Annotated in this window: 14 protein-coding genes; 9 read left to right on the top strand and 5 right to left on the bottom strand. The window is 70.8% G+C overall.

Annotated features, from left to right (window positions below; translation table 11 throughout):
* Nucleotides 1-46: 46 nt before the first annotated feature.
* Both ACIBCK_RS04245 and ACIBCK_RS04240 read right to left on the bottom strand, forming a co-directional pair.
* A complete protein-coding gene (locus ACIBCK_RS04245) occupies nucleotides 47-1,642 on the bottom strand; it encodes an NADH-ubiquinone oxidoreductase-F iron-sulfur binding region domain-containing protein (protein WP_399386562.1) in 1,596 nt (531 codons plus the stop codon).
* Complete coding sequence (locus tag ACIBCK_RS04240; RefSeq protein ID WP_399386561.1) at nucleotides 1,639-2,832, bottom strand: hypothetical protein; 1,194 nt, start codon at nucleotides 2,830-2,832, stop codon at nucleotides 1,639-1,641. The genes ACIBCK_RS04245 and ACIBCK_RS04240 overlap by 4 nt, the downstream gene beginning before the upstream one ends.
* A 414-nt stretch (nucleotides 2,833-3,246) precedes the next feature.
* Here ACIBCK_RS04240 and leuS point away from each other — a divergent pair, with 414 nt between their 5' ends.
* The 6 genes from leuS to ACIBCK_RS04210 all read left to right on the top strand — a co-directional run bounded on the left by leuS (nucleotide 3,247) and on the right by ACIBCK_RS04210 (nucleotide 14,048).
* Nucleotides 3,247-6,159 carry a leucine--tRNA ligase gene (gene leuS / locus ACIBCK_RS04235; protein WP_399386560.1) on the top strand — a complete coding sequence of 971 codons (2,913 nt, stop codon included), beginning with the start codon at nucleotides 3,247-3,249 and terminating at the stop codon, nucleotides 6,157-6,159.
* Between the two features lie 142 nt (nucleotides 6,160-6,301).
* The gene (locus tag ACIBCK_RS04230) at nucleotides 6,302-7,084 is read left to right on the top strand and encodes a hypothetical protein (protein WP_399386559.1); all 783 of its coding nucleotides are present in this window, start codon (nucleotides 6,302-6,304) and stop codon (nucleotides 7,082-7,084) included.
* Nucleotides 7,085-7,183: 99 nt separating this feature from the next.
* Complete coding sequence (locus tag ACIBCK_RS04225) at nucleotides 7,184-8,029, top strand: DegV family protein (protein WP_399386558.1); 846 nt, start codon at nucleotides 7,184-7,186, stop codon at nucleotides 8,027-8,029.
* A 1,459-nt stretch (nucleotides 8,030-9,488) separates the two neighbouring features.
* Entirely contained in the window at nucleotides 9,489-10,232 is a 744-nt protein-coding gene (locus tag ACIBCK_RS04220) for a helix-hairpin-helix domain-containing protein (RefSeq protein WP_399387244.1), read from the top strand.
* Complete coding sequence (locus ACIBCK_RS04215) at nucleotides 10,229-12,886, top strand: ComEC/Rec2 family competence protein (RefSeq protein ID WP_399386556.1); 2,658 nt, start codon at nucleotides 10,229-10,231, stop codon at nucleotides 12,884-12,886. The genes ACIBCK_RS04220 and ACIBCK_RS04215 overlap by 4 nt, the downstream gene beginning before the upstream one ends.
* 187 nt (nucleotides 12,887-13,073) lie before the next feature.
* Nucleotides 13,074-14,048 carry a YceI family protein gene (locus ACIBCK_RS04210; protein ID WP_399387242.1) on the top strand — a complete coding sequence of 325 codons (975 nt, stop codon included), beginning with the start codon at nucleotides 13,074-13,076 and terminating at the stop codon, nucleotides 14,046-14,048.
* A gap of 32 nt (nucleotides 14,049-14,080) precedes the next feature.
* Here ACIBCK_RS04210 and ACIBCK_RS04205 read toward each other — a convergent pair whose 3' ends face one another.
* Nucleotides 14,081-14,326 (bottom strand): hypothetical protein, encoded by a 246-nt coding sequence (locus ACIBCK_RS04205; protein WP_399386554.1) that lies wholly within the window; start codon nucleotides 14,324-14,326, stop codon nucleotides 14,081-14,083.
* A gap of 86 nt (nucleotides 14,327-14,412) precedes the next feature.
* Here ACIBCK_RS04205 and holA point away from each other — a divergent pair, with 86 nt between their 5' ends.
* Nucleotides 14,413-15,396, top strand: coding sequence for a DNA polymerase III subunit delta (holA, locus tag ACIBCK_RS04200; RefSeq protein WP_399386552.1), 984 nt, complete (start codon nucleotides 14,413-14,415; stop codon nucleotides 15,394-15,396).
* A 304-nt stretch (nucleotides 15,397-15,700) separates the two neighbouring features.
* Here holA and rpsT read toward each other — a convergent pair whose 3' ends face one another.
* Entirely contained in the window at nucleotides 15,701-15,967 is a 267-nt protein-coding gene (gene rpsT / locus ACIBCK_RS04195) for a 30S ribosomal protein S20 (RefSeq protein ID WP_399386550.1), read from the bottom strand.
* A 281-nt stretch (nucleotides 15,968-16,248) separates the two neighbouring features.
* On the opposite strand from rpsT, the gene lepA reads away from it, so the two are divergent.
* Both lepA and ACIBCK_RS04185 read left to right on the top strand, forming a co-directional pair.
* Nucleotides 16,249-18,120: a translation elongation factor 4 gene (gene lepA / locus ACIBCK_RS04190; protein WP_399386548.1), complete on the top strand. Its 1,872-nt coding sequence runs from the start codon at nucleotides 16,249-16,251 to the stop codon at nucleotides 18,118-18,120.
* Between the two features lie 231 nt (nucleotides 18,121-18,351).
* Nucleotides 18,352-20,241, top strand: coding sequence for an AMP-dependent synthetase/ligase (locus ACIBCK_RS04185; RefSeq protein WP_399386546.1), 1,890 nt, complete (start codon nucleotides 18,352-18,354; stop codon nucleotides 20,239-20,241).
* Between the two features lie 64 nt (nucleotides 20,242-20,305).
* On the opposite strand, the gene ACIBCK_RS04180 is transcribed toward ACIBCK_RS04185, so the two are convergent.
* Nucleotides 20,306-20,893, bottom strand: coding sequence for a two-component system response regulator (locus ACIBCK_RS04180; protein ID WP_399386544.1), 588 nt, complete (start codon nucleotides 20,891-20,893; stop codon nucleotides 20,306-20,308).
* Between the last annotated feature and the right edge of the window lie 4 nt (nucleotides 20,894-20,897).

The following is a 20,897-nucleotide window of genomic DNA, read 5'->3' as shown; positions in this document are numbered from 1 at the left end:
CCGGATCGGGTGGCCCGCTTTCGTGTGTCCGGCCTCTACGGGCTGGTCACTGCCGTCCGCTGCCGAGCGCCCTGCGGCCACGGCTTCTGCCCGACGGCAGTGCGAGCGGCAGCGCCGTGCGCGGCGACGGCAGGGACGGGTCCTCCTCGATGCGCAGGGCGAGCGCGGGGCAGCGGCGTACGGCGCGTTCGGCGCGCGCTTCGGAGTACCGCGGTACGGAAGCTTCCGCCACACCGGGGAAGCCGTCGGGGCCCAGCTGGATCAGCTCGGGGACGATGTCCGCGCAGAGCCCGTGGCCCTGGCAGAGCGTCCAGTCGACGGCCAGCCTGCGGCCGCTGGGCGCCTCGGCCTGCGGGGTTTCCGCCTGGAGCGGCAGGACGCCCTCCACGGGGCGGCCGCAGCCGCCGCCGAGGACGTGCGCGGCGAGGTCGTCGGTGAACGCCGAGATCGAGGACTCGATGAACGCCGCCGTGCCGTCGGGGTGCTTGCAGGCGCCGCGCCGCTTCACGGCCCGTGTCACCTCGCGCAGCGCCTCCAGGGCGGTGGGACCGCCGCCGTCCAGGACGTCCGCGAGGCCGCGGGCCGCCGCGGGCAGGCCCAGATAGCAGGGGCCGCACTGGCCCGCGCTCTCGGAGGCCAGCCAGTTCGCCACGTGCAGCGCCTCCCCGAGCGGGCAGGTGCCCGCGCCGATCGGCAGGATCGCGCCCGCGCCGAGGGCGCCGCCGCAGGCCTCCAGGGAGGCGCGTGAGACGACCGCGTCATGAGCGGTGACCGCGTCGAGCCACTTGCCGTGATAGCCGCCCGTCAGGACGCCCTGGGGGAGCGGCGGGGCCCCGGCCAGCTGCAGGACGTACCGCAAGGGCACTCCCGTGGGGACCTCGACCACCATGGGCCTCGTGACGGCTCCGGAGACGGTGAGCAGTACCGTGCCCGGCTCCTCGCGCAGACCGGTGCGGCAGTAGCGATCGGGACCGATCCGGGCGGCGACGGCCAGCTGGGCGAAGGTCTCCGCGTTGGACAGCAGCGTGGGCGCGCCGCCCACCCCGGAGTCGGAGGTGCGCACCTTGCGCCCCGGGGGCATGGGCGGACCGCCGTCCGCGGAACGCACCAGGGCCGAGGATTCACCGGTCACCATGCGCACCGGATTGCGCTGCACGCGCGCGCGGATGGTCGATCCGCGCCGGTTGGTCAGGCCGCGCTCGGCGAGCGCCGCGAGCATCGAGGACTCGGTGGAGTCCCGGGTCACGCCCACGACGAGCGTGCGCGCTCCGAGGGCCTCTGCGGCAAGGAGAGCACCGTCGAGGATGAGGTGCGGGGCCCGGTTGATCAGGACGGTGTCCTTGCGGCAGGCGGGTTCGTCCTCGCTGCCGTTGATGACCACCACGGGGCGTACGCCGCGACGTATCGCCGCGTCAGCGACCGAGCGCAGCTTCCTGGCGAAGGGGAAGCCTGCGCCGCCCCTGCCGCGCAGCGAGATGGCCTCGGAGAGGGTGGCGAGGGATTCGCCCGCCATGGGTTCGAGCGGGCCGTGCACCTTCAGGTGCATCGCCAGATCGAGGCGCTCGACCAGATCGAAGCCCGAGGTCAGGAGCGGAAGCCCGACGACACGGACTTCGGGGACGTCGGGCAGCGACGCGTTCACTTGGGTCCTCCGGTGGCGGCGTTCCAGGGCTCGCCCGAACTCGGCGCCTGGAAGGTGTGGGGCAGCGGTTCAGTGGCGGGGCCGCTGTCGTACGGGGCCTGGTACGGGGCCTGGTACGGGGGGTCGGGGACCGGGCCGTAGGGCGGCGGGTCGTACGCGGTGTCGTACAGGGTGGTGTCGTACGGGATGTGGGGCGCCTCGGCCGGGGGCGGCGGGGACGGCGCCGGCCAGCGGGGCGGCGGGGGATCGGTGCTGGACACGACCTCCGTGGGCCGGCTGGTGGAGGCGAGGACGCGGTAGGCCGCCGCGATGCCGACCACCGGGGTGGGGTCGGACTCGGGTTCGGGGGCACGGCCGGGAGCGGCGGCCGTGCCGGGGAGCGGGGACTCGGTGGTGTCCCTGCGGACGGGCTCTCTGTTGCGGGCCCTGCTCTCCGGTTCGAGGAGGGCCAGGATCCGGGCGGCCACCTTCCGCTTGAGCGGGAGCGGGGAAGCGCGCAGGGCGACCGCACCCGCGACGGCGGCCAGACAGAGGCAGTACAGGGTGGTCACCCATGGACTCGGCGGACGTCCCGCGTACAGGCCGTGGATCAGCGCCGAACACCAGGCCGGGTAGGCGAGCATGTGCAGCGCGCGCCAGCGGGACGCGACCTGGACCGGCGAGGCGAAGGCGCTGCGCAGGGCCCCGGTGACGCCGGTGACGACCATGAGGAGCCCGGCGAGCGACCCGAGGCCGATGAGCCCGTCGGTTCCGGAGAAGCCGAGCCCGAAGGGGATGAGGGCGCCGACCGGCGACACATGGTCGAGCGTGAGCTTGACGGTGACGTGGAGCAGGAGGAACCCGATGGAGGCGACGGCGGTGGCCCGGTGCACGGCCTGGGCGAGCAGTCGCTGACGGGAGTGCAGGAAGAGCCGGTCGGTGGCGACCAGGCCCCAGACGACGGCGGCGGTCAGGGAGACCAGGGACAGGACGCCGGTGGTGAAGTCGAGTGCGGCGCGGAAGGCGTCGCTCCCGACGATCACGAGCAGGGGTATCAGCAGGAGTGCGGCGGTGGTCAGTACTCCACGCGTGCTTCTGCTCGGTTCGGGGAAGGATGCGAACGAACTGTTCTTGCGGTTGGTGCGGCCCGCGCCGCTCGCACGGCTTGTGCGGCTCGGGCGGCTCTTGCGATGCGGATTCAGAGGGTTCATGGGGGCGACTCCGAAATGGCTCGATCGCCGCATGCTAAGTGGCCGCATACCAGTGAGTACGAGGTTTGAGTTATTGCGTTGTTATCCAAACGCGATGCGATCTTGGTGTTGCCCCGTTAGTGGTCGGTACGCGGAGTAACCCTTGGCCAAAGGTTGGGTTCCGGACCGCCGTGGGCCTCCGGGTGGTGCGGGTATCGCGGCGTGGAACCTCGTCGCGGGCCGCACGAGCGCTGCGGTACCCTGACGCCATGCGTGCCGTACGCCTTCTGCTTAGCGGGCCGCGCTGATCAGTCCCGACCGCCGGAAAATCGCGGTCGGCATCGGCGCGGCGTCCCCTCCTGTGTGAGGGGCTTTTTCATTTGGCCAGGACGGTCATTTCCGCAGGCAGAGACGATCGATGGAGCTTTGAGGATCATGAGCGAGACGAATTCTGCTGCCGCCTCCGAGGTGGCCGCACCGCACCGCTACACGGCCGCCCTGGCCGCCGAGATCGAGGCACGCTGGCAGGACTTCTGGGACGCCGACGGCACGTACGAGGCGCCCAACCCGAGTGGTGACCTGGCGCCCTCCGCCGAGGGGTCGGCTACGCAGGCGGCGCTGGTCGCCAAGCCCAAGAAGTTCATCATGGACATGTTCCCGTACCCCTCCGGAGCGGGCCTGCACGTCGGCCACCCGCTGGGGTACATCGCCACGGACGTCTTCGCCCGCTTCCAGCGGATGAACGGCCACAACGTCCTGCACACCCTGGGCTTCGACGCGTTCGGCCTGCCCGCCGAGCAGTACGCCGTGCAGACGGGCACCCACCCGCGGGCCTCCACCGAGGCCAACATGGAGAACATGAAGGCGCAGCTGCGCGGCCTGGGCCTGGGCCACGACAAGCGCCGCTCCTTCGCGACGATCGACCCGGACTACTACAAGTGGACCCAGTGGATCTTCGTACAGATCTTCAACTCCTGGTACGACGACGAGGCGAAGAAGGCGCGTCCGATCGCCGACCTGGTCGCGCAGTTCGACAGCGGTGAGCGCCCCGTACCGGGCACCACGCGCGCGTGGAGCGAACTGGACGCCGCGGAGCGCGCCGAAGTACTGGGCGAATTCCGCCTGGCGTACGCCTCCGACGCGCCCGTCAACTGGTGTCCCGGCCTGGGCACCGTCCTGGCGAACGAGGAGGTCACCGCCGACGGACGCTCCGAGCGCGGCAACTTCCCCGTCTTCAAGGCCAAGCTGCGCCAGTGGAACATGCGCATCACCGCCTACGCGGACCGCCTGCTGGACGACCTGGACGGCCTGGACTGGCCCGAGGCCATCAAGCTGCAGCAGCGCAACTGGATCGGCCGCTCCGAAGGCGCCCGCGTCGCCTTCCCCGTCGGCACCGAGGACGGCGACGCGATCACCGTCTTCACCACCCGCCAGGACACGCTGTTCGGCGCCACCTACATGGTCCTGGCGCCCGAGCACGAGCTGGTCGACAAGGTCGTCCCCGACGCCTGGCCCGAGGGCACCCACGAGACCTGGACCGGCGGGCACGCCACGCCGGCCGAGGCCGTCGCGAAGTACCGCGCGTTCGCCGCCTCCAAGTCCGACGTGGAGCGCCAGGCCGACGCCAAGGAGAAGACCGGTGTCTTCACCGGCGTCTACGCCACCAACCCGGTCAGCGGCGAGCAGGTCCCGGTCTTCATCGCCGACTACGTACTGATGGGCTACGGCACCGGCGCGATCATGGCCGTCCCGGCGCACGACAGCCGCGACTTCGCCTTCGCCCGCGCCTTCCACCTGCCGATGCACTGCGTGGTCGAACCCTCGGACGGCCGCGGCACCGACACGGCGACCTGGGACGACGCCTTCTCCTCCTACGAGGCGAAGCTGGTCAACTCCTCGAACGCGGAGATCTCCCTGGACGGCCTGGACGTCGCGGGCGCCAAGGCGCGGATCACCGGCTGGCTGGCCACCCGCGGCATCGGCGAGGGCACCGTCAACTTCCGCCTGCGCGACTGGCTGTTCAGCCGCCAGCGCTACTGGGGCGAGCCCTTCCCGATCGTCTACGACGAGGACGGCATCGCCCACTCGCTGCCCGAGTCGATGCTGCCCCTGGAGCTGCCGGAGGTCGACGACTACTCCCCGCGCACCTTCGACCCGGACGACGCGGACACCTCTCCGGAGACGCCGCTGTCCCGCAACGAGGACTGGGTCAACGTCACCCTGGACCTGGGCGACGGGCCCAAGAAGTACCGCCGCGAGACCAACACGATGCCCAACTGGGCCGGTTCGTGCTGGTACGAGCTGCGCTACCTGGACCCGCACAACGACCAGAAGCTGGTCGACCCGGAGGTCGAGCAGTACTGGATGGGCCCGCGCGAGGGACAGCCGACCGGCGGCGTCGACCTGTACGTGGGCGGCGCCGAGCACGCGGTGCTGCACCTGCTGTACGCCCGCTTCTGGTCGAAGGTGCTGTTCGACCTGGGGCACATCTCGTCCGCCGAGCCGTTCCACAAGCTGTTCAACCAGGGCATGATCCAGGCCTACGTGTACCGCGACAGCCGTGGCTTCCCGGTCCAAGCCACCGAGGTCGAGGAGCGCGACGGCAAGTACTTCTTCGAGGGCGAGCCCGTCAAGCGCGAGCTGGGCAAGATGGGCAAGTCCCTGAAGAACGCGGTCACTCCGGACGAGATCTGCGAGGAGTACGGCGCCGACACCCTGCGCCTGTACGAGATGGCGATGGGCCCGCTGGACGTCTCGCGCCCGTGGGACACGCGCGCGGTGGTCGGCCAGTACCGCCTGCTGCAGCGCATGTGGCGGCTGATCGTCGACGAGTCGACCGGTGAGGTCACGGTCGCCGACGTCGCGGAGTCCGAGATCGCCGAGGGCACGCTGCGCGCCCTGCACAAGGCGATCGACGGCGTGCGCCAGGACCTGGACGGCATGCGGTTCAACACCGCCATCGCCAAGATCACCGAGCTGAACAACTACCTGACCAAGGAGGGCGGCACGCTGCCGCGCTCGGTCGCCGAGCGCCTGGTGCTGCTGATCGCTCCGCTGGCCCCGCACGTCGGCGAGGAGCTGTGGCGCAAGCTGGGCCACACCGACTCGGTCGTCCACCAGGACTTCCCCGTGGCCGACCCGGCGTACGTCGTGGACGAGACCGTGACCTGCGTCGTGCAGATCAAGGGCAAGGTCAAGGCGCGCCTGGAGGTCTCCCCGTCGATCTCGGACGAGGAGCTGGAGAAGGTGGCCATGGGCGACGAGAGGGTGCTGGCGGCGCTGGACGGCGCCGGGATCCGCAAGGTCATCGTGCGGGCGCCGAAGCTGGTGAACATCGTTCCGGCCTGAGGCCGGGCGCAGCAGCGTGAGGGGGCATGAGGGTAGTCCCCTACGGGCAGGTTGGGGGTTCCGGTGGAACCCTCGGCCTGCCCTTTGCGTTTACCGTTGAAGAGTCGGTGCGGAACCCGCCGCAGGGACTGGGAGGAGCGTCATGGAAGCCGTGGGCGTGATCGTGGCGCTGCTGGTACTGCTGTTCGTGATCTTTGGTGCGTACATGACCGTGAAGGCGGTCGGTGCCGCCAAGCGTGGCGTGGACCGCACGATCTCGCAGGCGCGCCGGTCGGTGGAGGACACGACGCTCCGGGCGAAGAGCTTCGCGCAGGTGGGCGCGGCCGGTGAACTGGCCCAGCTGCGGCTCAAGTTGCGTACGTCGATGCGGGCCACGCAGGACGCCCTGCAGGCGGGCGTGGTCGAAGACGCCTCGCTGAAGGAGTCCCTGGGGCTCTTCGAGCGGCTCAGCGCGCACGGGCACGAGCTGGACGACGAGCTCCGGCGCCTGGAGCGGGACCCCGACAGGACGACCCTGGCCACGCGGCTCCCGGCACTGCGGGAGCGTACGGCGCAGATCACCAAGTCGGCGGACTCGCTGCGGTGGGCGGTCCGCGACCGGTCCCAGCGCTTCGCGGGCGATGACCTGGACTCCCTGAGCTCGCAGATCGACCTGGAGACGGGCGCGCTGCGGCACTGGACGAAGGAGCCCTCGCCCACACAGACGCCCGCCGCGTGGCCCGAGCCCGAGCCGGCGGCGGACGCGGGCAAGGGTGCCGAGCAGACGTGGACGGAGCCTTCGGGGCAGCCGGAGCAGCCGGAGCGGGCGGGGCAGTCGAAGCCGTCCGCGTCGGCGGAGGAGTCGGCGCGGCCCGCCATCACGCCGCCGACGCCGCGGCCCGTCTATCCCTGGGAGAAGCAGACCAGGCCGGAGAGCACGACGTGACCGCGCGGGCGACGTGGCACGGCCGGGGGCGCGGCCGGCAGACTGCCGCCTCAGGGGTCGGGCTGCCGCCTTCGGGTCCAGGCAGGTAATCTCCACCGCATGTCCCGTCATGTCGCGATCGTCACGGATTCAACGGCCTATCTGCCGCAGCGGACGATGGAGCGGCACGGCATCACGTCGGTACCTCTGACCGTGGTCCTCGGCGACCAGGCGCTCGAAGAGGGCACCGAGATCTCCGCCCGCTCCCTGGCCCTTGCGCTGCAGAAGCGGCGTTCCGTGACCACCTCGCGGCCGAGCCCGGAGCTCTTCGCGCAGACGTATCGCAAGGTCGCCGATTCCGGCGCCACGGCCATCGTCTCTCTGCACCTGTCGGCCGAGTTCTCGGGAACGTACGACGCGGCGGTCCTCGCGGCGAAGGACGCGCCGGTGCCGGTCCGGGTGGTGGACACCGGCATGGTCGCGATGGCCCTGGGCTTCTGCGCCCTCGCGGCGGCGGAGACCGCCGAGTCGGGCGGCTCGGTGGACGAGGCGGTGGCGGCGGCGGAGAAGCGGGCCGCGAACACGTCCGCGTACTTCTACGTCGACACGCTGGACTATCTGCGCCGTGGTGGCCGCATCGGCGCGGCCCAGGCCCTGTTGGGCTCGGCGCTGGCGGTGAAGCCGCTGCTCCAGCTGGACGGCGGGCGCATCGAGATGCTGGAGAAGGTGCGGACGGCGTCCAAGGCGATCGCCCGGCTCGAGGAGATCGTGGTCGAGCGGGCCGGTTCGAACCGCGTGGACATCGCGGTACATCACCTGGCGGCCCCGGACCGGGCAACAACCCTCGCGGACCGCCTCAGGGACCGGCTGCCGTCCCTCGCGGAACTGCACGTGAGTGAGGTCGGCGCGGTGATCGGGGCGCATACGGGGCCAGGGTTGTTGGGGGCTGTGGTTTCGCCCTGGTGAGGGGTGTTGGTGCCGGGGGGGGGCGGGCCTGGGTGGGGGCGTGTGGGTGTGGGTGACGAAGTTATCCACAACTTCCGGGTAATCCACGGAAATTGACCAAGATCAACTAATTTCCGCCGCGATGCCTAGCGTCGTCGGCATGGCACTTCGATCACTTTCACGGAAACCTGCCGCGACGAGCGGACCGGGGCGAGCCCCAGCGTCCGACGGCCGATCCTCCGACGGCCGCGCGCGACACAGCCACGCCCGCAGGCGAGCGACCAGGCGCAGACACGGGTCGGCGGAAGCGCGGGCACAGGCGTTGCGGCAACGCGCGGAGTCACTCTTCACTGCCGAGTCTGAGGGAGCGGGTGGTGAAGGGGGCGGTGCCGGAGGGGGCTTGGGGGCGGGGCTTGGGCTGGGACCAGGACTTGGGCTGGGGTCGGAGCCGCGGCCAGAACCGGGGGCGAGGCCAGAGCTTGGGCCGGGGCGGGTCAGGCGTTGGCGTCAGCCGGAGCTGGAGGAGGCGGGGGGTGAGCGGCCGGAGCCGGAGCTGGAGCTGAAGCTGGATTCCGAGCTGGCGTCGCCGTCTCGGCCGCGGGTGGCGCGGCGATCGAGGGTGGTGTCGCAGCCGCCGGGGTCGGGGGGCTGGGCTTCTGAGCAACCGCAGACTCCGGGGCGGACCCAGCCTTCGGCGCCTCGTTGGGCTCAGCAGGCGGATGCGGATGCGGCCGATGGTGAGCGTGGTGAGCCGAAGGACGTGGGGGAGGCGCAGGGCGCGACTTTGCGACAGGCCGGGCGGGGTTCGCAGCGGCGGGCGCCGGCGTGGGCTCGGTCTTCGGGTGCGCCGGTGCCGCGGGATCCGCAGCCGGACTCGGCCGATGGTGAGCCGCAGGATGGGTTTTTGCAACGCCCTGTGCGGGGTTCGCAGCGGCGGGAGCCAGCGTGGGCTCGGTCTTCGGGTGCGCCGGTGCTAGGGGCTCAGCAGGCGGGTGGTGAGCCGGAGGGCATGACCCTGCAACAGACCGTGCAGGGGCCGCAGCGGCTGGCTTCGGTGCGGGGGCAGTCTTCGGTTGCGCCGGTGTCTCGGGCTCCGCAGGCGGACGCGGCTGATGGTGAGTTGGTGCCGCAGGCGCGGCGGCGTGGTGCGGGGCGGCGTCAGTCAGTGCCGGGGGGTGCGGCTTCGTCGCAGTCGGGGCTGGGTTCGCAGCGGCGGACGACGGTGTGGGCTCGGTCTTCGGGTGCGCCGGTGCCAGGGGTTCAGCAGGCGCACGCGGCGGATGGTGAGGTGCAGGGTGCGGCATTGCCGCTGGCCGAGTCGCCGACTCGGTCGGCATCGTCGCCGGAGGGGGCGGTGTTGCCGCAGGCCGTGCGGGGGCCGTTGTCGGCGTCGGCGCGGGGGCAGGTGCACGACCGGCGGTGGCGGCAGTCGGTGGCGGGTGCTCATGCTCCCGCGCAGCCGCAGCCGCAGCCGCAGCCGATGGCTCGGCAGGCGGCGGTGGGGGCGCCCCTGCGGGGGCGGGTGGGGCTTGCTGTGCGGGAGCGGTTGCCGTTGTGGCTGCAGGCGCGTTGCGGGCTTGAGCGGCGGAGTCTGGTCGCGCTCCTGGTGGTCCTTGTCGTTGCGGCGGTCTTCGCCGCCCAGCACTTCTGGGCAGGGCGGACGCAGCCGGTGCGGGCGCCGGACGTGGTCGGGGCGGCGCCCTCTCCGTCGCCCGGAGCCCCACCTCCCTCGGAAGGCGGGGGTCGGCCGGTGGCCGGCGCGGTCGGCGGGAGGATCGTCGTGGACGTCAGTGGAAAGGTGCGAAGCCCCGGAATTCTGCGGATGCCCGCGGGGTCCCGGGTAGCCGACGCGCTGAAGGCCGCAGGCGGGGTTCGCCCCGGCACGGACACGGACGGCCTCAACCGTGCCCGTCTGCTCATCGACGGCGAACAAGTGGTCGTGGGCGCCCTGGCGCCGACTTCGGCAGCACCGGCAGCTCCGGCGGAGCCCGGCGCGGGATCGGCGGCGGGGCCGACGGCGGCGAGCCCCGCCGCCCCGGTCGGACTCAACACGGCCACTGCCGAGCAACTCGACGAACTGCCGGGCGTGGGCCCCGTGCTGGCCCAGCACATCATCGACTACCGCACGGAACACGGCGGTTTCCGCTCGGTGGACGAACTGCGCGAGGTCAACGGAATCGGCGACAAACGCTACGCCGACCTGCAGAATCTCGTGCGGCCATGAGAGCGCCGAACGGGGCGGCCGTCGTGCCGGGGGCTCCGACGGCTCCGGGGCGCCAGGCGGTGCACGCCCCGCGCGGGCCTCGGCCGGCGGGCGCCCACCCTCGCCGGGAGGGCCCGCTGGACCTGCGCCTCGTGCCGCCCGCCCTCGCGGCGTGGGGAAGCGCGGCCGTGGCGCTGGATGCCCCGCATCAGTGGGTGACCGCAGCCGTGGTGGTCTGCGTGGTGGTGGCAGGTGCCCTGCTGGTGGCCTGGACGGTGAGGGGTCGATCGGCGGGTGAAGGGGAGGAAGGGCGGCAGGACGCGGTGTCCGGGCCGGCCGACGGCCGGTGGCGAGGGCGGCCCTGGCGGCGGGTCTCGGCGGCGGCCGTCCTCCTCTGCGCCGCGGCGGGCGCTGCTTCCGGGGCGTTGCACGGGGCCGACCTGCATCGAGGACCGGTACCTGCCCTGGCGAATCAATACGCCGATGCAGAGGTGGAGTTGGAGATCACCGGAGACCCCCGGCTGACCCGGCCCCGCGTCACGGGAGCCCATGCCGTGCCGCCCTCCGTCATGTTCGACGCGGAGATCGTCCGGGTCACGTCGGCGGACGGCGACACCTCCGTGACCCGCACCCCGGCCCTGGTCTTCGCCGACAGCCGTGGGGATGCCGTCGGACCCTGGCCCAGGGCTCGCTGGCTGGCGCTGCTGCCCTCCACCAGGCTGCGTGTCCAGGCGAGCCTCTCGCCTCCCCTGCCCCGGGGCGACCGCGTGGCGGCCGTGCTGCGGGTGTCCGGGGAGCCGCCCCCGGAGGTGATCGAGGCGGCGTCGGGGCCGCAGCGGCTTGCGGGGAGACTGCGGGGCGGGCTGAGGGAGGCCACGGACGGTTTGCCGCCCGACGCCCGTGCGCTGTTGCCCGGCCTGGTGGTCGGGGACACCTCACGCGTGTCACCCGAGTTGGAAGAGGCCTTCAAGGCGACCGACCTGACGCACCTCCTGGCGGTGAGCGGCGCCAACCTCACGATCGTCCTCGCCCTGCTCATCGGCCCACCCGGCCTAGCGCAACGGGCTGAACGGCGAGGAATCGCACCGCGGTTGGGGATTTCACTGCGGATGACCGCGTTGCTGGGCGGCGTCCTCACCCTCTGCTTCGTCATCGTCTGCCGGCCGGACCCGAGTGTGCTGCGGGCCGCGGCCTGCGGGCTGATCGCGCTGCTAGCCATCGGCACAGGGCGGCGCAGGTCGCTGATCCCGGCCCTGGCCGCCGCCGTACTGCTGCTCGTCCTGTACGACCCGTGGCTGGCCCGAAGTCCCGGCTTTCTGCTCTCCGTTCTTGCCACCGGAGCCCTGCTCACCCTCGCTCCGAGATGGAGTACTGCCCTGCGAAGGCGCCGGGTCCCTCCGCGCCTGGCCGAGGCGTTGGCCGCCGCGGCAGCCGCGCAGGCGGTGTGCGCGCCGGTCGTCGCCGTCCTCGCGGCACGGGTGAGCCTGGTGGCGGTGCCCTGCAACCTCCTCGCGGAGGCGGCCGTCGCGCCTGCCACGGTCCTCGGCTTCGCCACGCTGGCGACGGCGCCGTGGGCGATGCCGGTCGCCAAGGTTTTGGCGTGGTGCGCGAGTTGGCCGACCGGGTGGATCGCGGACATCGCCCGCGCGGGAGCGGCCCTGCCCGGGAGCGGGATCGACTGGCCCGGCGGCTGGCTCGGCGGTCTGCTGCTCGCCCTCGCCACGGCGGGCGTGGTGCTGGTCGGCCGCAGGCTCGTCAGGCACCCGTGGGTCAGCGTGGCCTTCGCTGTGCTGCTCGTCCTCGCGATCGTCCAACCTCCGCCCCTCACCCGGGTGATCGCGGGCTGGCCGCCACCGGGCTGGCGGTTCGCGATGTGTGACGTGGGGCAGGGGGACGCCACCGTGCTCGCTGCCGGTGACGGGGCCGGGGTGGTCGTCGACGCGGGGCCTGATCCGGTGCTCGTGGACCGCTGTCTGCGTTCGCTCGGCGTGACGCGGGTACCGCTGGTGCTGTTGACGCATTTCCACGCGGACCATGTGGCGGGCCTGCCGGGTGTGCTGCGGGGGCGTTCGGTCGGGGCAATCCAGACGACGGGGTATCAAGAACCTCCCGAGCAGGCGCGGTTCGTACGGGGGCAGGCGGCTGCCCACGGGATCCCGGTGGGCCATGCGGTGGCGGGGGAGCGGAGACGCGCGGACGGCGGGGTTCTCGACTGGCGGGTGCTCTGGCCCGTGGCGGCCGGTCCGGGCACGGCAGCGACCCCCGAAGGCCCGAACGACGCCAGCGTCACCCTGCTCGTCCGGGCCGGGGGAGTGACCCTGCTCCTGCTCGGTGATCTCGAGCCGCCCGCCCAGCGAGCCCTGGCGCGCACCCCGGCCGTGGCGGCGCTGCCACCCGTGGACGTGCTCAAGGTCGCCCACCACGGCTCGGCCTATCAGGACCCCGGCCTCCTGCGGCGGGCCGCGCCTCGCCTGGCTCTCATCTCCTGCGGACGGGACAACTCGTACGGCCACCCGGCGCCTCGTACGGTCGCGGCGTTGCGGGCCGGGGGCGCGGAGGTGCTGCGGACGGATACGAACGGCTCCATCGCCGTCATCGGGCCGACCGACGGGCGGGCGGCCGAATCGGCTGAGGGAGCAGTCCCGGCGCTGAAGGTGGCCACGCGCCCGCCATAGGCCGTAGCCCGGAGCCCGGCCGGGGTGCCAAAACGCCTCTACAGGTGACCAATTCGGTTACTCGGGACAGTTCAAGTGCTATCGCAGGATTCCAGTGAAGTGGGTTCGTGTTGCATCGAATGCCGCAACGGTGATCGAATGCCTCTTCGTGACAGGAGTTGTCAAGGTGCGCGGGGGTGTGTCGCAAATGTTCGGCCGTTGGCTGGGAGAACGTACGGACCGAGCCGGTCGAACGAATCGAGTCGTTCAGGCAGGACGGGCAGGTCAGGCAGGGCGGGCTGGACGCGCGGGTCGGGCTGAACGCGTGGGGCGGGCTGGACGGGGCGGCGGTCCCCTTTCCGCTGTGGCGGTTCCGGCCAGTGCGGGGGTGCTCAGCTGCCGGGTGCTCGACCCCGTCAATGAGCCTGTGCGGCATGCTGAGTTCGCGGTGAGCGATGCCATGGGGCGCAAGGTTGTCGGCGGGGGCCTTGATCCGTTCGGTTCGTTCGTCGCGACCGTTCCCGCCGGTGACTACCGCCTGGCGGTCTCGGCGGAGGGGTTCACTCCGTACCGGGCGAACGCCACGGTCGGGGAGAGCGCGCACGCCTCGCTCGGTGACGTCATGCTCCAGATAGCCCCGCCTCCGGCGCTGCCCGAGCCCGGTGACTGGGAGATCGATCCCCTGCACTCCTCGGTCGCCTTCAGCGCGCGGCACATCGGTCTCGCCCGTATTCACGGGCGGTTCAACAGCTTCGCGGGTGCCATACGGCTGGGGGAGCGCATGGAGGACTCGGCCATGCACGTCGTCATCGACGCCTCCTCCATCGACACCGCGGTGAAGATGCGCGACGACCACTTGAGGTCCGGGGACTTCCTCGACGTGGAGCGTTTCCCGACGGTGGAGTTCTACAGCGACCGCTTCGTGCACAAGGGCGGCAGCCGCTGGGCGATCACGGGCGGCCTGACGCTGCACGGGGTGACGCGCACGGTGACGCTGGAGACGGAGTATCTCGGGGTGGGCCGCGGCCTGGAGGGGGAGACCCGCGTGGCCTGCCGCGCCTCCACCGAGCTGCACCGCGACGACTTCACGATCAACTGGCAGACGATGCTGGCCCGAGGCATCGCGGCGATCGGCCCCAGCATCTCGATCGACCTCGACATACAGGTCCTGCCCAAGACCTAGGGAGCCTCCAACACCTAGGCAGCCTCCGGGACCTAGGGAGCTTCCAGCCAGCCCTCATGTTCCGCCGCCAGATCGTCCAGTGCCGTCCGGTCCAGGCGCCGCTCGGGGTCCTCGATCACGACCAGCCACTGGGCGTCCTCGGCGTCGTCCTCACCCGCTAGGGCGTCACGGACGAGCTGCGGCTGCTCACGCACGCCGAAACGGTCGGGGAGTTCTTCGGCCACTTCCTCCGCGGCGTCGCGGTCGGGCAGCACCAGGACATGTCGTACGTCGGTCACCAGCCCATTCTCCGGTATGAGGGGATGCGGTCCGGAACCGGCTGTACGGGGCGGGCTGTCAGTGCCGCGTGGGATGCTTGACCGCGATGGCCAGGAAGACAGATACCGCCGACCCGCTCGCCCCTCTCACGCTCGCCGTGGGCCAGGAGGACCTCCTCCTCGACCGCGCCGTGCAGCAGGTGGTCGCGGCCGCCCGCGCCGCCGACGCGGACACGGACGTGCGTGACCTCACCTCCGACCAGCTGCAGCCCGGCACGCTCGCCGAGCTGACCAGTCCCTCGCTCTTCGCCGAGCGCAAGGTCGTGGTCGTACGCAACGCGCAGGATCTGTCGGCCGACACGATCAAGGACGTCAAGGCGTATCTCTCCGCGCCGGCCGAGGAGATCACCCTCGTCCTGCTGCACGCGGGCGGTGCCAAGGGCAAGGGGATGCTCGACGCCGCGCGCAAGGCGGGGGCCCGGGAGGTCGCCTGCCCCAAGATGACCAAGGCCGCGGACCGGCTCTCGTTCGTACGGAGCGAGTTCCGTGCCCTGGGCCGTTCGGCCACTCCCGAGGCGTGCCAGGCGCTGGTCGACTCGATCGGCAGCGATCTGCGGGAGCTGGCGTCGGCGGTGTCCCAGCTGGTGGCCGACGTCGAGGGCACGATCGACGAGGCCGTCGTCGGCCGCTACTACACGGGCCGCGCCGAAGCCTCCAGCTTCACCGTGGCCGACCGTGCGGTGGAGGGGCGGGCCGCCGAGGCGCTCGAAGCGTTGCGGTGGTCCTTGTCGACCGGGGTCGCCCCCGTCCTGATCACCAGTGCCCTCGCGCAGGCTGTCCGGGCGATCGGCAAGCTGTCCTCTGCGAGGGGCGGGCGGCCGGCTGATCTTGCCCGGGAGCTCGGTATGCCGCCCTGGAAGATTGATCGGGTTCGGCAGCAGAGTCGGGGGTGGACGCCGGATGGGGTGGCGGTGGCGTTGAGGGCCTGTGCGGAGGCTGATGCGGGGGTCAAGGGTGGGGGCGATGATCCCGAGTACGCGCTGGAGAAGGCCGTCGTTTCCGTTGCCCGTGCCGCGAGGGCGCGCCGCTGAGGTTGTGCGGTTGCCCCCCGGGGTGCTGTGTCTGCGGGGGCGTTGTGCTTGTTCGCGCAGTTCCCCGCGCCCCTGGGGGTGCCTCCGCAGCTTCATCGTCTGCAGGCCAGCTGTGGTTGCTCGCGCCGTTCCCCGCGCCCCTAAAGGGGCGTAATACCCCCGGACACAGCAATGCCCCCGGAGTGGGCCGGGGGCATTGTCGCAGCGTGGCGTACTGCGGGGTCTGTCCGCGATTCGAGGTAGAGGGCTCGAATTACCCTCGCGGGAGGATTGATCAGCGCCCCGGCGAGCCGGGGCAAGGGTTTCAGCCCTGGAGGGACGCGACCTTCGAAGCAAGCGCCGACTTCTTGTTGGCGGCCTGGTTCTTGTGGATGACGCCCTTGGAGACGGCCTTGTCGAGCTGGCGCGAAGCCTCGCGCGTCGCCTCGACGGCCTTCTGGGTGTCACCAGCGGCAACGGCCTCGCGGGCCCGGCGGATCGCGGTCTTCAGGGAAGACTTGACTGCCTTGTTGCGCTGACGCGCCTTCTCGTTGGTCTTGATCCGCTTGAGCTGGGACTTGATGTTCGCCACGAAAGAGCCTTTTCAGGTTCAGGTCCTGCAGAGGTACTGCAGATGAGTTTCTTTGACACGTGCCTCAGAACCGATAGGGCAAGGAGACACAGCTGCCCAGATTACCAGCCGCCCTCCGACCGGCCCAATCCGGGCCCAGGCCCCGCCCGGACCGGCCCGATCCGGGTCCGCCCCCCACCCGGACCGGCCCACACCGGGCCCAGTGCTCCACCCATGGGACCATGGAACCTACGTATAGATCCGACCCGAGGCGACAGGCGCCTCAAGAGACAGGACCCTGCGTGCCCGCGACCCCTAAAAATGTGCCCGAGCCGAGCCGTACCGACCCGGCTCTGATCCGTAATTTCTGCATCATCGCGCACATCGACCACGGCAAGTCCACGCTCGCCGACCGGATGCTCCAGCTGACCGGCGTGGTCGAGCAGCGGCAGATGCGTGCTCAGTACCTCGACCGCATGGACATCGAGCGTGAGCGCGGCATCACGATCAAGTCCCAGGCGGTGCGTCTGCCCTGGGCCCCCACGGAGGGGCCCGACAAGGGCAGCACCCACGTTCTCAACATGATCGACACCCCGGGCCACGTGGACTTCACGTACGAGGTGTCCCGCTCGCTCGCGGCCTGTGAGGGCACGGTCCTTCTCGTGGACGCGGCGCAGGGCATCGAGGCGCAGACTCTCGCCAACCTCTATCTGGCGATGGAGAACGACCTCAAGATCGTTCCGGTGCTCAACAAGATCGACCTGCCGGCCGCCCAGCCGGAGAAGTTCTCCGAGGAGCTCGCCAACCTCATCGGTTGCGACCCGGAGGACGTGCTGAAGGTCTCCGCGAAGACCGGCATGGGCGTCGAGGCGCTGCTCGACAAGGTCGTGGCCGAGGTGCCGCCGCCGGTCGGCGTCGCGGACGCGCCCGCGCGCGCGATGATCTTCGACTCCGTGTACGACTCGTACCGCGGCGTCGTGACGTACGTCCGTGTGGTCGACGGCCAGCTCAACAAGCGTGAGCGGATCCGGATGATGTCCACCGGCGCCACGCACGAGCTCCTGGAGATCGGTGTCTCGTCGCCCGAGATGACCCCGGCCGACGGCATCGGCGTCGGCGAGGTGGGTTACATCATCACCGGCGTGAAGGACGTCCGTCAGTCCAAGGTCGGTGACACGATCACCTCCCTGAACAAGGGTGCGACCGAGGCCCTCGGCGGCTACAAGGACCCGAAGCCGATGGTCTTCTCGGGCCTCTATCCGCTGGACGGCTCGGAGTACCCCGACCTGCGCGAGGCCCTGGACAAGCTGCAGCTCAACGACGCCGCGCTGGTCTACGAGCCGGAGACGTCGGCCGCGCTCGGCTTCGGTTTCCGCGTCGGCTTCCTGGGCCTGCTGCACCTCGACGTGATCCGTGAGCGGCTCGAGCGCGAGTTCGGACTCGACCTCATCGCCACCGCTCCGAACGTGGTCTACCGCGTGGTCATGGAGGACGGCACCGAGCACACGGTCACCAACCCGAGTGAGTTCCCCGAGGGCAAGATCGACGAGGTCTTCGAGCCCGTCGTGCGCGCCACGCTCCTCGCGCCCAGCGAATTCATCGGCTCGATCATGGAGCTGTGCCAGAACCGGCGCGGCACCCTGCTCGGCATGGACTACCTCTCCGAGGACCGCGTGGAGATCCGCTACACGCTGCCGCTCGCCGAGATCGTCTTCGACTTCTTCGACCAGCTGAAGTCCAAGACACGCGGTTACGCCTCGCTGGACTACGAGCCCACCGGCGAGCAGTCCGCCCAGCTCGTGAAGGTCGACATCCTGCTGCACGGCGACAAGGTCGACGCCTTCTCCGCCGTCACGCACAAGGACGCCGCGTACGCGTACGGCGTGCGCCTGGTGGCCAAGCTGCGCGAGCTCATCCCGCGCCAGGCCTTCGAGATTCCCGTCCAGGCCGCGATCGGCTCCCGGGTCATCGCCCGCGAGACCATCCGCGCCATCCGCAAGGACGTCCTCGCCAAGTGCTACGGCGGTGACATCTCCCGTAAGCGCAAGCTGCTCGAGAAGCAGAAGGAGGGCAAGAAGCGCATGAAGATGGTCGGCTCCGTCGAGGTGCCGCAGGAAGCCTTCATCGCGGTGCTCTCCAGCGACGACAGCGGCCCCGGCAAGGCGAAGAAGTAGTCCCTGCCACAGCTGTGGCACCGTCCGGCACGGGCGTCACAGAGGCAGCTCAGCGGGTCCGTCGCGCTTCTTGCGCGGCGGACCCGTTCTTGTATGAAGTGACAGGCAGAAGCCCCTTACGTGGCGGGCCTCCGCGCTCTACTCTGATCACTGCTCGTAGGTTACTCGCAAGTTAAACAAGACCAGCAGCCGCCAGCCAGTCGCCGCTTTGTCGCGGGTCCGGAGGATGTCGTGAGCGACACACAGACCTTGATCGAGAACCGTCCGCCGTCCGTGGCCCATCTCTTCCTGGAGCGCGTGGCGGCCACGCCCGACGCCGAGGCCTACCGCTATCCCGTGCCGGCCCCCTCGGGCGACGGCCCCGACGAGTGGAAGTCGCTGAGCTGGGGGCAGGCCGCCGAGCGCGTCTACGCCATCGCCGCGGGTCTCATCGAGCTCGGCCTCGCGCCCGAGGACCGGGTGGCGCTCGCCTCGTCCACGCGGGTCGAGTGGATCCTCGCCGACCTCGGCATCCTCTGCGCGGGCGCGGCCACCACCACGGTGTATCCGCAGACCAACGCCGAGGAGTCCACCTACATCCTGGCCGACTCCGACAGCCGGGTCCTGATCGCCGAGGACGCGGCGCAGCTCGCCAAGGCGCGCGAGAAGCGCGCCGAGCTGCCCGACCTGCGGCACGTCGTCGTGATCGACGCCGAAGGCGCAGGACCCGCCGAGGGCGACCCGGAGGGCTGGTTGCTCACCCTCGCCGACCTGGAGGCGCGCGGCGCCGCCCATCTGGAGAAGAACCCGGAGGCGGTCAAGGAGCGGATCGCGGCGATCACCAAGGACCAGCTCGCCACGATCATCTACACCTCCGGCACCACGGGTAAGCCCAAGGGTGTGCGCCTGCCGCAGGACAACTGGTCGTACATGGCCAAGGCCATCGCGTCGACCGGCCTGCTCGGCCCGGACGACGTGCAGTACCTGTGGCTGCCGCTCGCGCACGTCTTCGGCAAGGTGCTGACCTCCGGCCAGATCGAGCTCGGGCACGTCACCGCGGTCGACGGCCGCGTCGACAAGATCATCGAAAACCTGCCGGTGGTGCAGCCGACGTACATGGCCGCCGTGCCGCGCATCTTCGAGAAGGTCTACAACGGGGTTGCGGCCAAGGCACGGGCCGGCGGCGGCGCCAAGTACAAGATCTTCCTGTGGGCCGCCGAGGTCTCCCGCGAGTACGCGAAGGTCAGCCAGGACAACTTCCGCAGGACCGGCAACGCGTCCGTGCCCTTCGGGCTCGGCGCCAAGCACAAGGTCGCCGACGCGCTCGTCTACTCCAAGCTGCGGGAGGCCTTCGGCGGACGGCTGCGCGCCGCCGTATCCGGTTCGGCCGCCCTCGCGCCCGAGATCGGCTACTTCTTCGCCGGCGCGGGCATCCACATCCTGGAGGGCTACGGCCTCACCGAGTCCTCCGCGGCCTCCTTCGTCAACCCCGGCGAGGCCTACCGCACCGGCACCGTCGGCAAGCCGCTGCCCGGCACCGAGGTCCGGATCGCGGACGACGGCGAGATCCTGCTGCGCGGCCCCGGCATCATGGAGGGCTACCACGGCCTCGCCGACAAGACGGCCGAAGTCCTGGAGCCCGACGGGTGGTTCCACACCGGGGACATCGGCGAGCTGTCCGCGGACGGCTATCTGCGGATCACCGACCGCAAGAAGGACCTGATCAAGACCTCCGGCGGCAAGTACATCGCGCCCGCCGAGGTCGAGGGTCAGTTCAAGGCCGTCTGCCCGTACGTCTCCAACATCCTGGTGCACGGCGCCGACAAGAACTTCTGCACCGCGCTGATCGCGCTCGACGAGCCGGCCATCCTGGCCTGGGCCAAGGACAACGGCCTTGACGGCAAGAGCTACGCCGACGTGGTCGCCGCCCCCGCGACGGTCGCACTCGTCGAGGGCTATGTGAAGGAGCTCAACGAAGGCCTCCAGCGCTGGCAGACCGTCAAGAAGTTCAAGCTGCTGCCCCGCGACCTGGACATCGAGCACGGCGAGCTGACGCCGAGCCTGAAGCTGAAGCGCCCGGTCGTCGAGCGCGAGTACCAGTACCTGATCGACGAGATGTACGCGGGATCGCGCGAGGCCTGAGCTCCCGGCTCCTGATTCCCGGCTCCCGACCCCGTGCGCGGGCGGGCTGATGCGGACCCCTGGGTCAGACATCACCTCGTCCGCGCCGCATCTCCTTGACCAGCTCCTCCATGTGCGTCACGTGGTGGCGCAGTTCGAGGACGTCCTTGAGGCTGCTGGCCGCCATGTGCGACTCGATGGCCGACAGGCGGGCCGCCAGCTCGTCGAACTGCTGCTGCTCACGCGCCAGGATCCTCTCCAACTGCCGGTTCTTGCGGTGCAGTTCAAGGAAGACGGTGACCTTGGCGCGCAGCACCCACGGGTCGAACGGCTTGGTGAGATAGTCCGCCGCGCCCGTCGCATAGCCTCGGAAGGCGTAGCCCGCGTCGTTGTCGGTGCCCGTCAGGAAGATGATGGGCACGTCCTTGGTCTGGTCGAGCCGTTTGATGTTCGTCGCGGTCTCGAAGCCGTCCATCCCCGGCATGCGTACGTCCAGGAGGATCACGGCGAAACGCTGGCGCAACAGCGCCTTCATCGCCTCCTCGCCCGAACGGGCGCGTACCAGCGGTTCGTTGAGTGACCCCAGGACGGCTTCGAGAGCCATCAGATTGTCCTCCATGTCATCGACGAGGAGGATGCTCGAGCGGTTGTCGGTCAGGACCTCTGTGCTCATGGTG

It is taken from the genome of Streptomyces sp. NPDC051218 (assembly GCF_044455475.1).
Lineage (GTDB): Bacteria > Actinomycetota > Actinomycetes > Streptomycetales > Streptomycetaceae > Streptomyces.
Note: the sequence above shows the minus strand (reverse complement) of the source record. Positions and strands in the feature narration are given on the sequence as shown.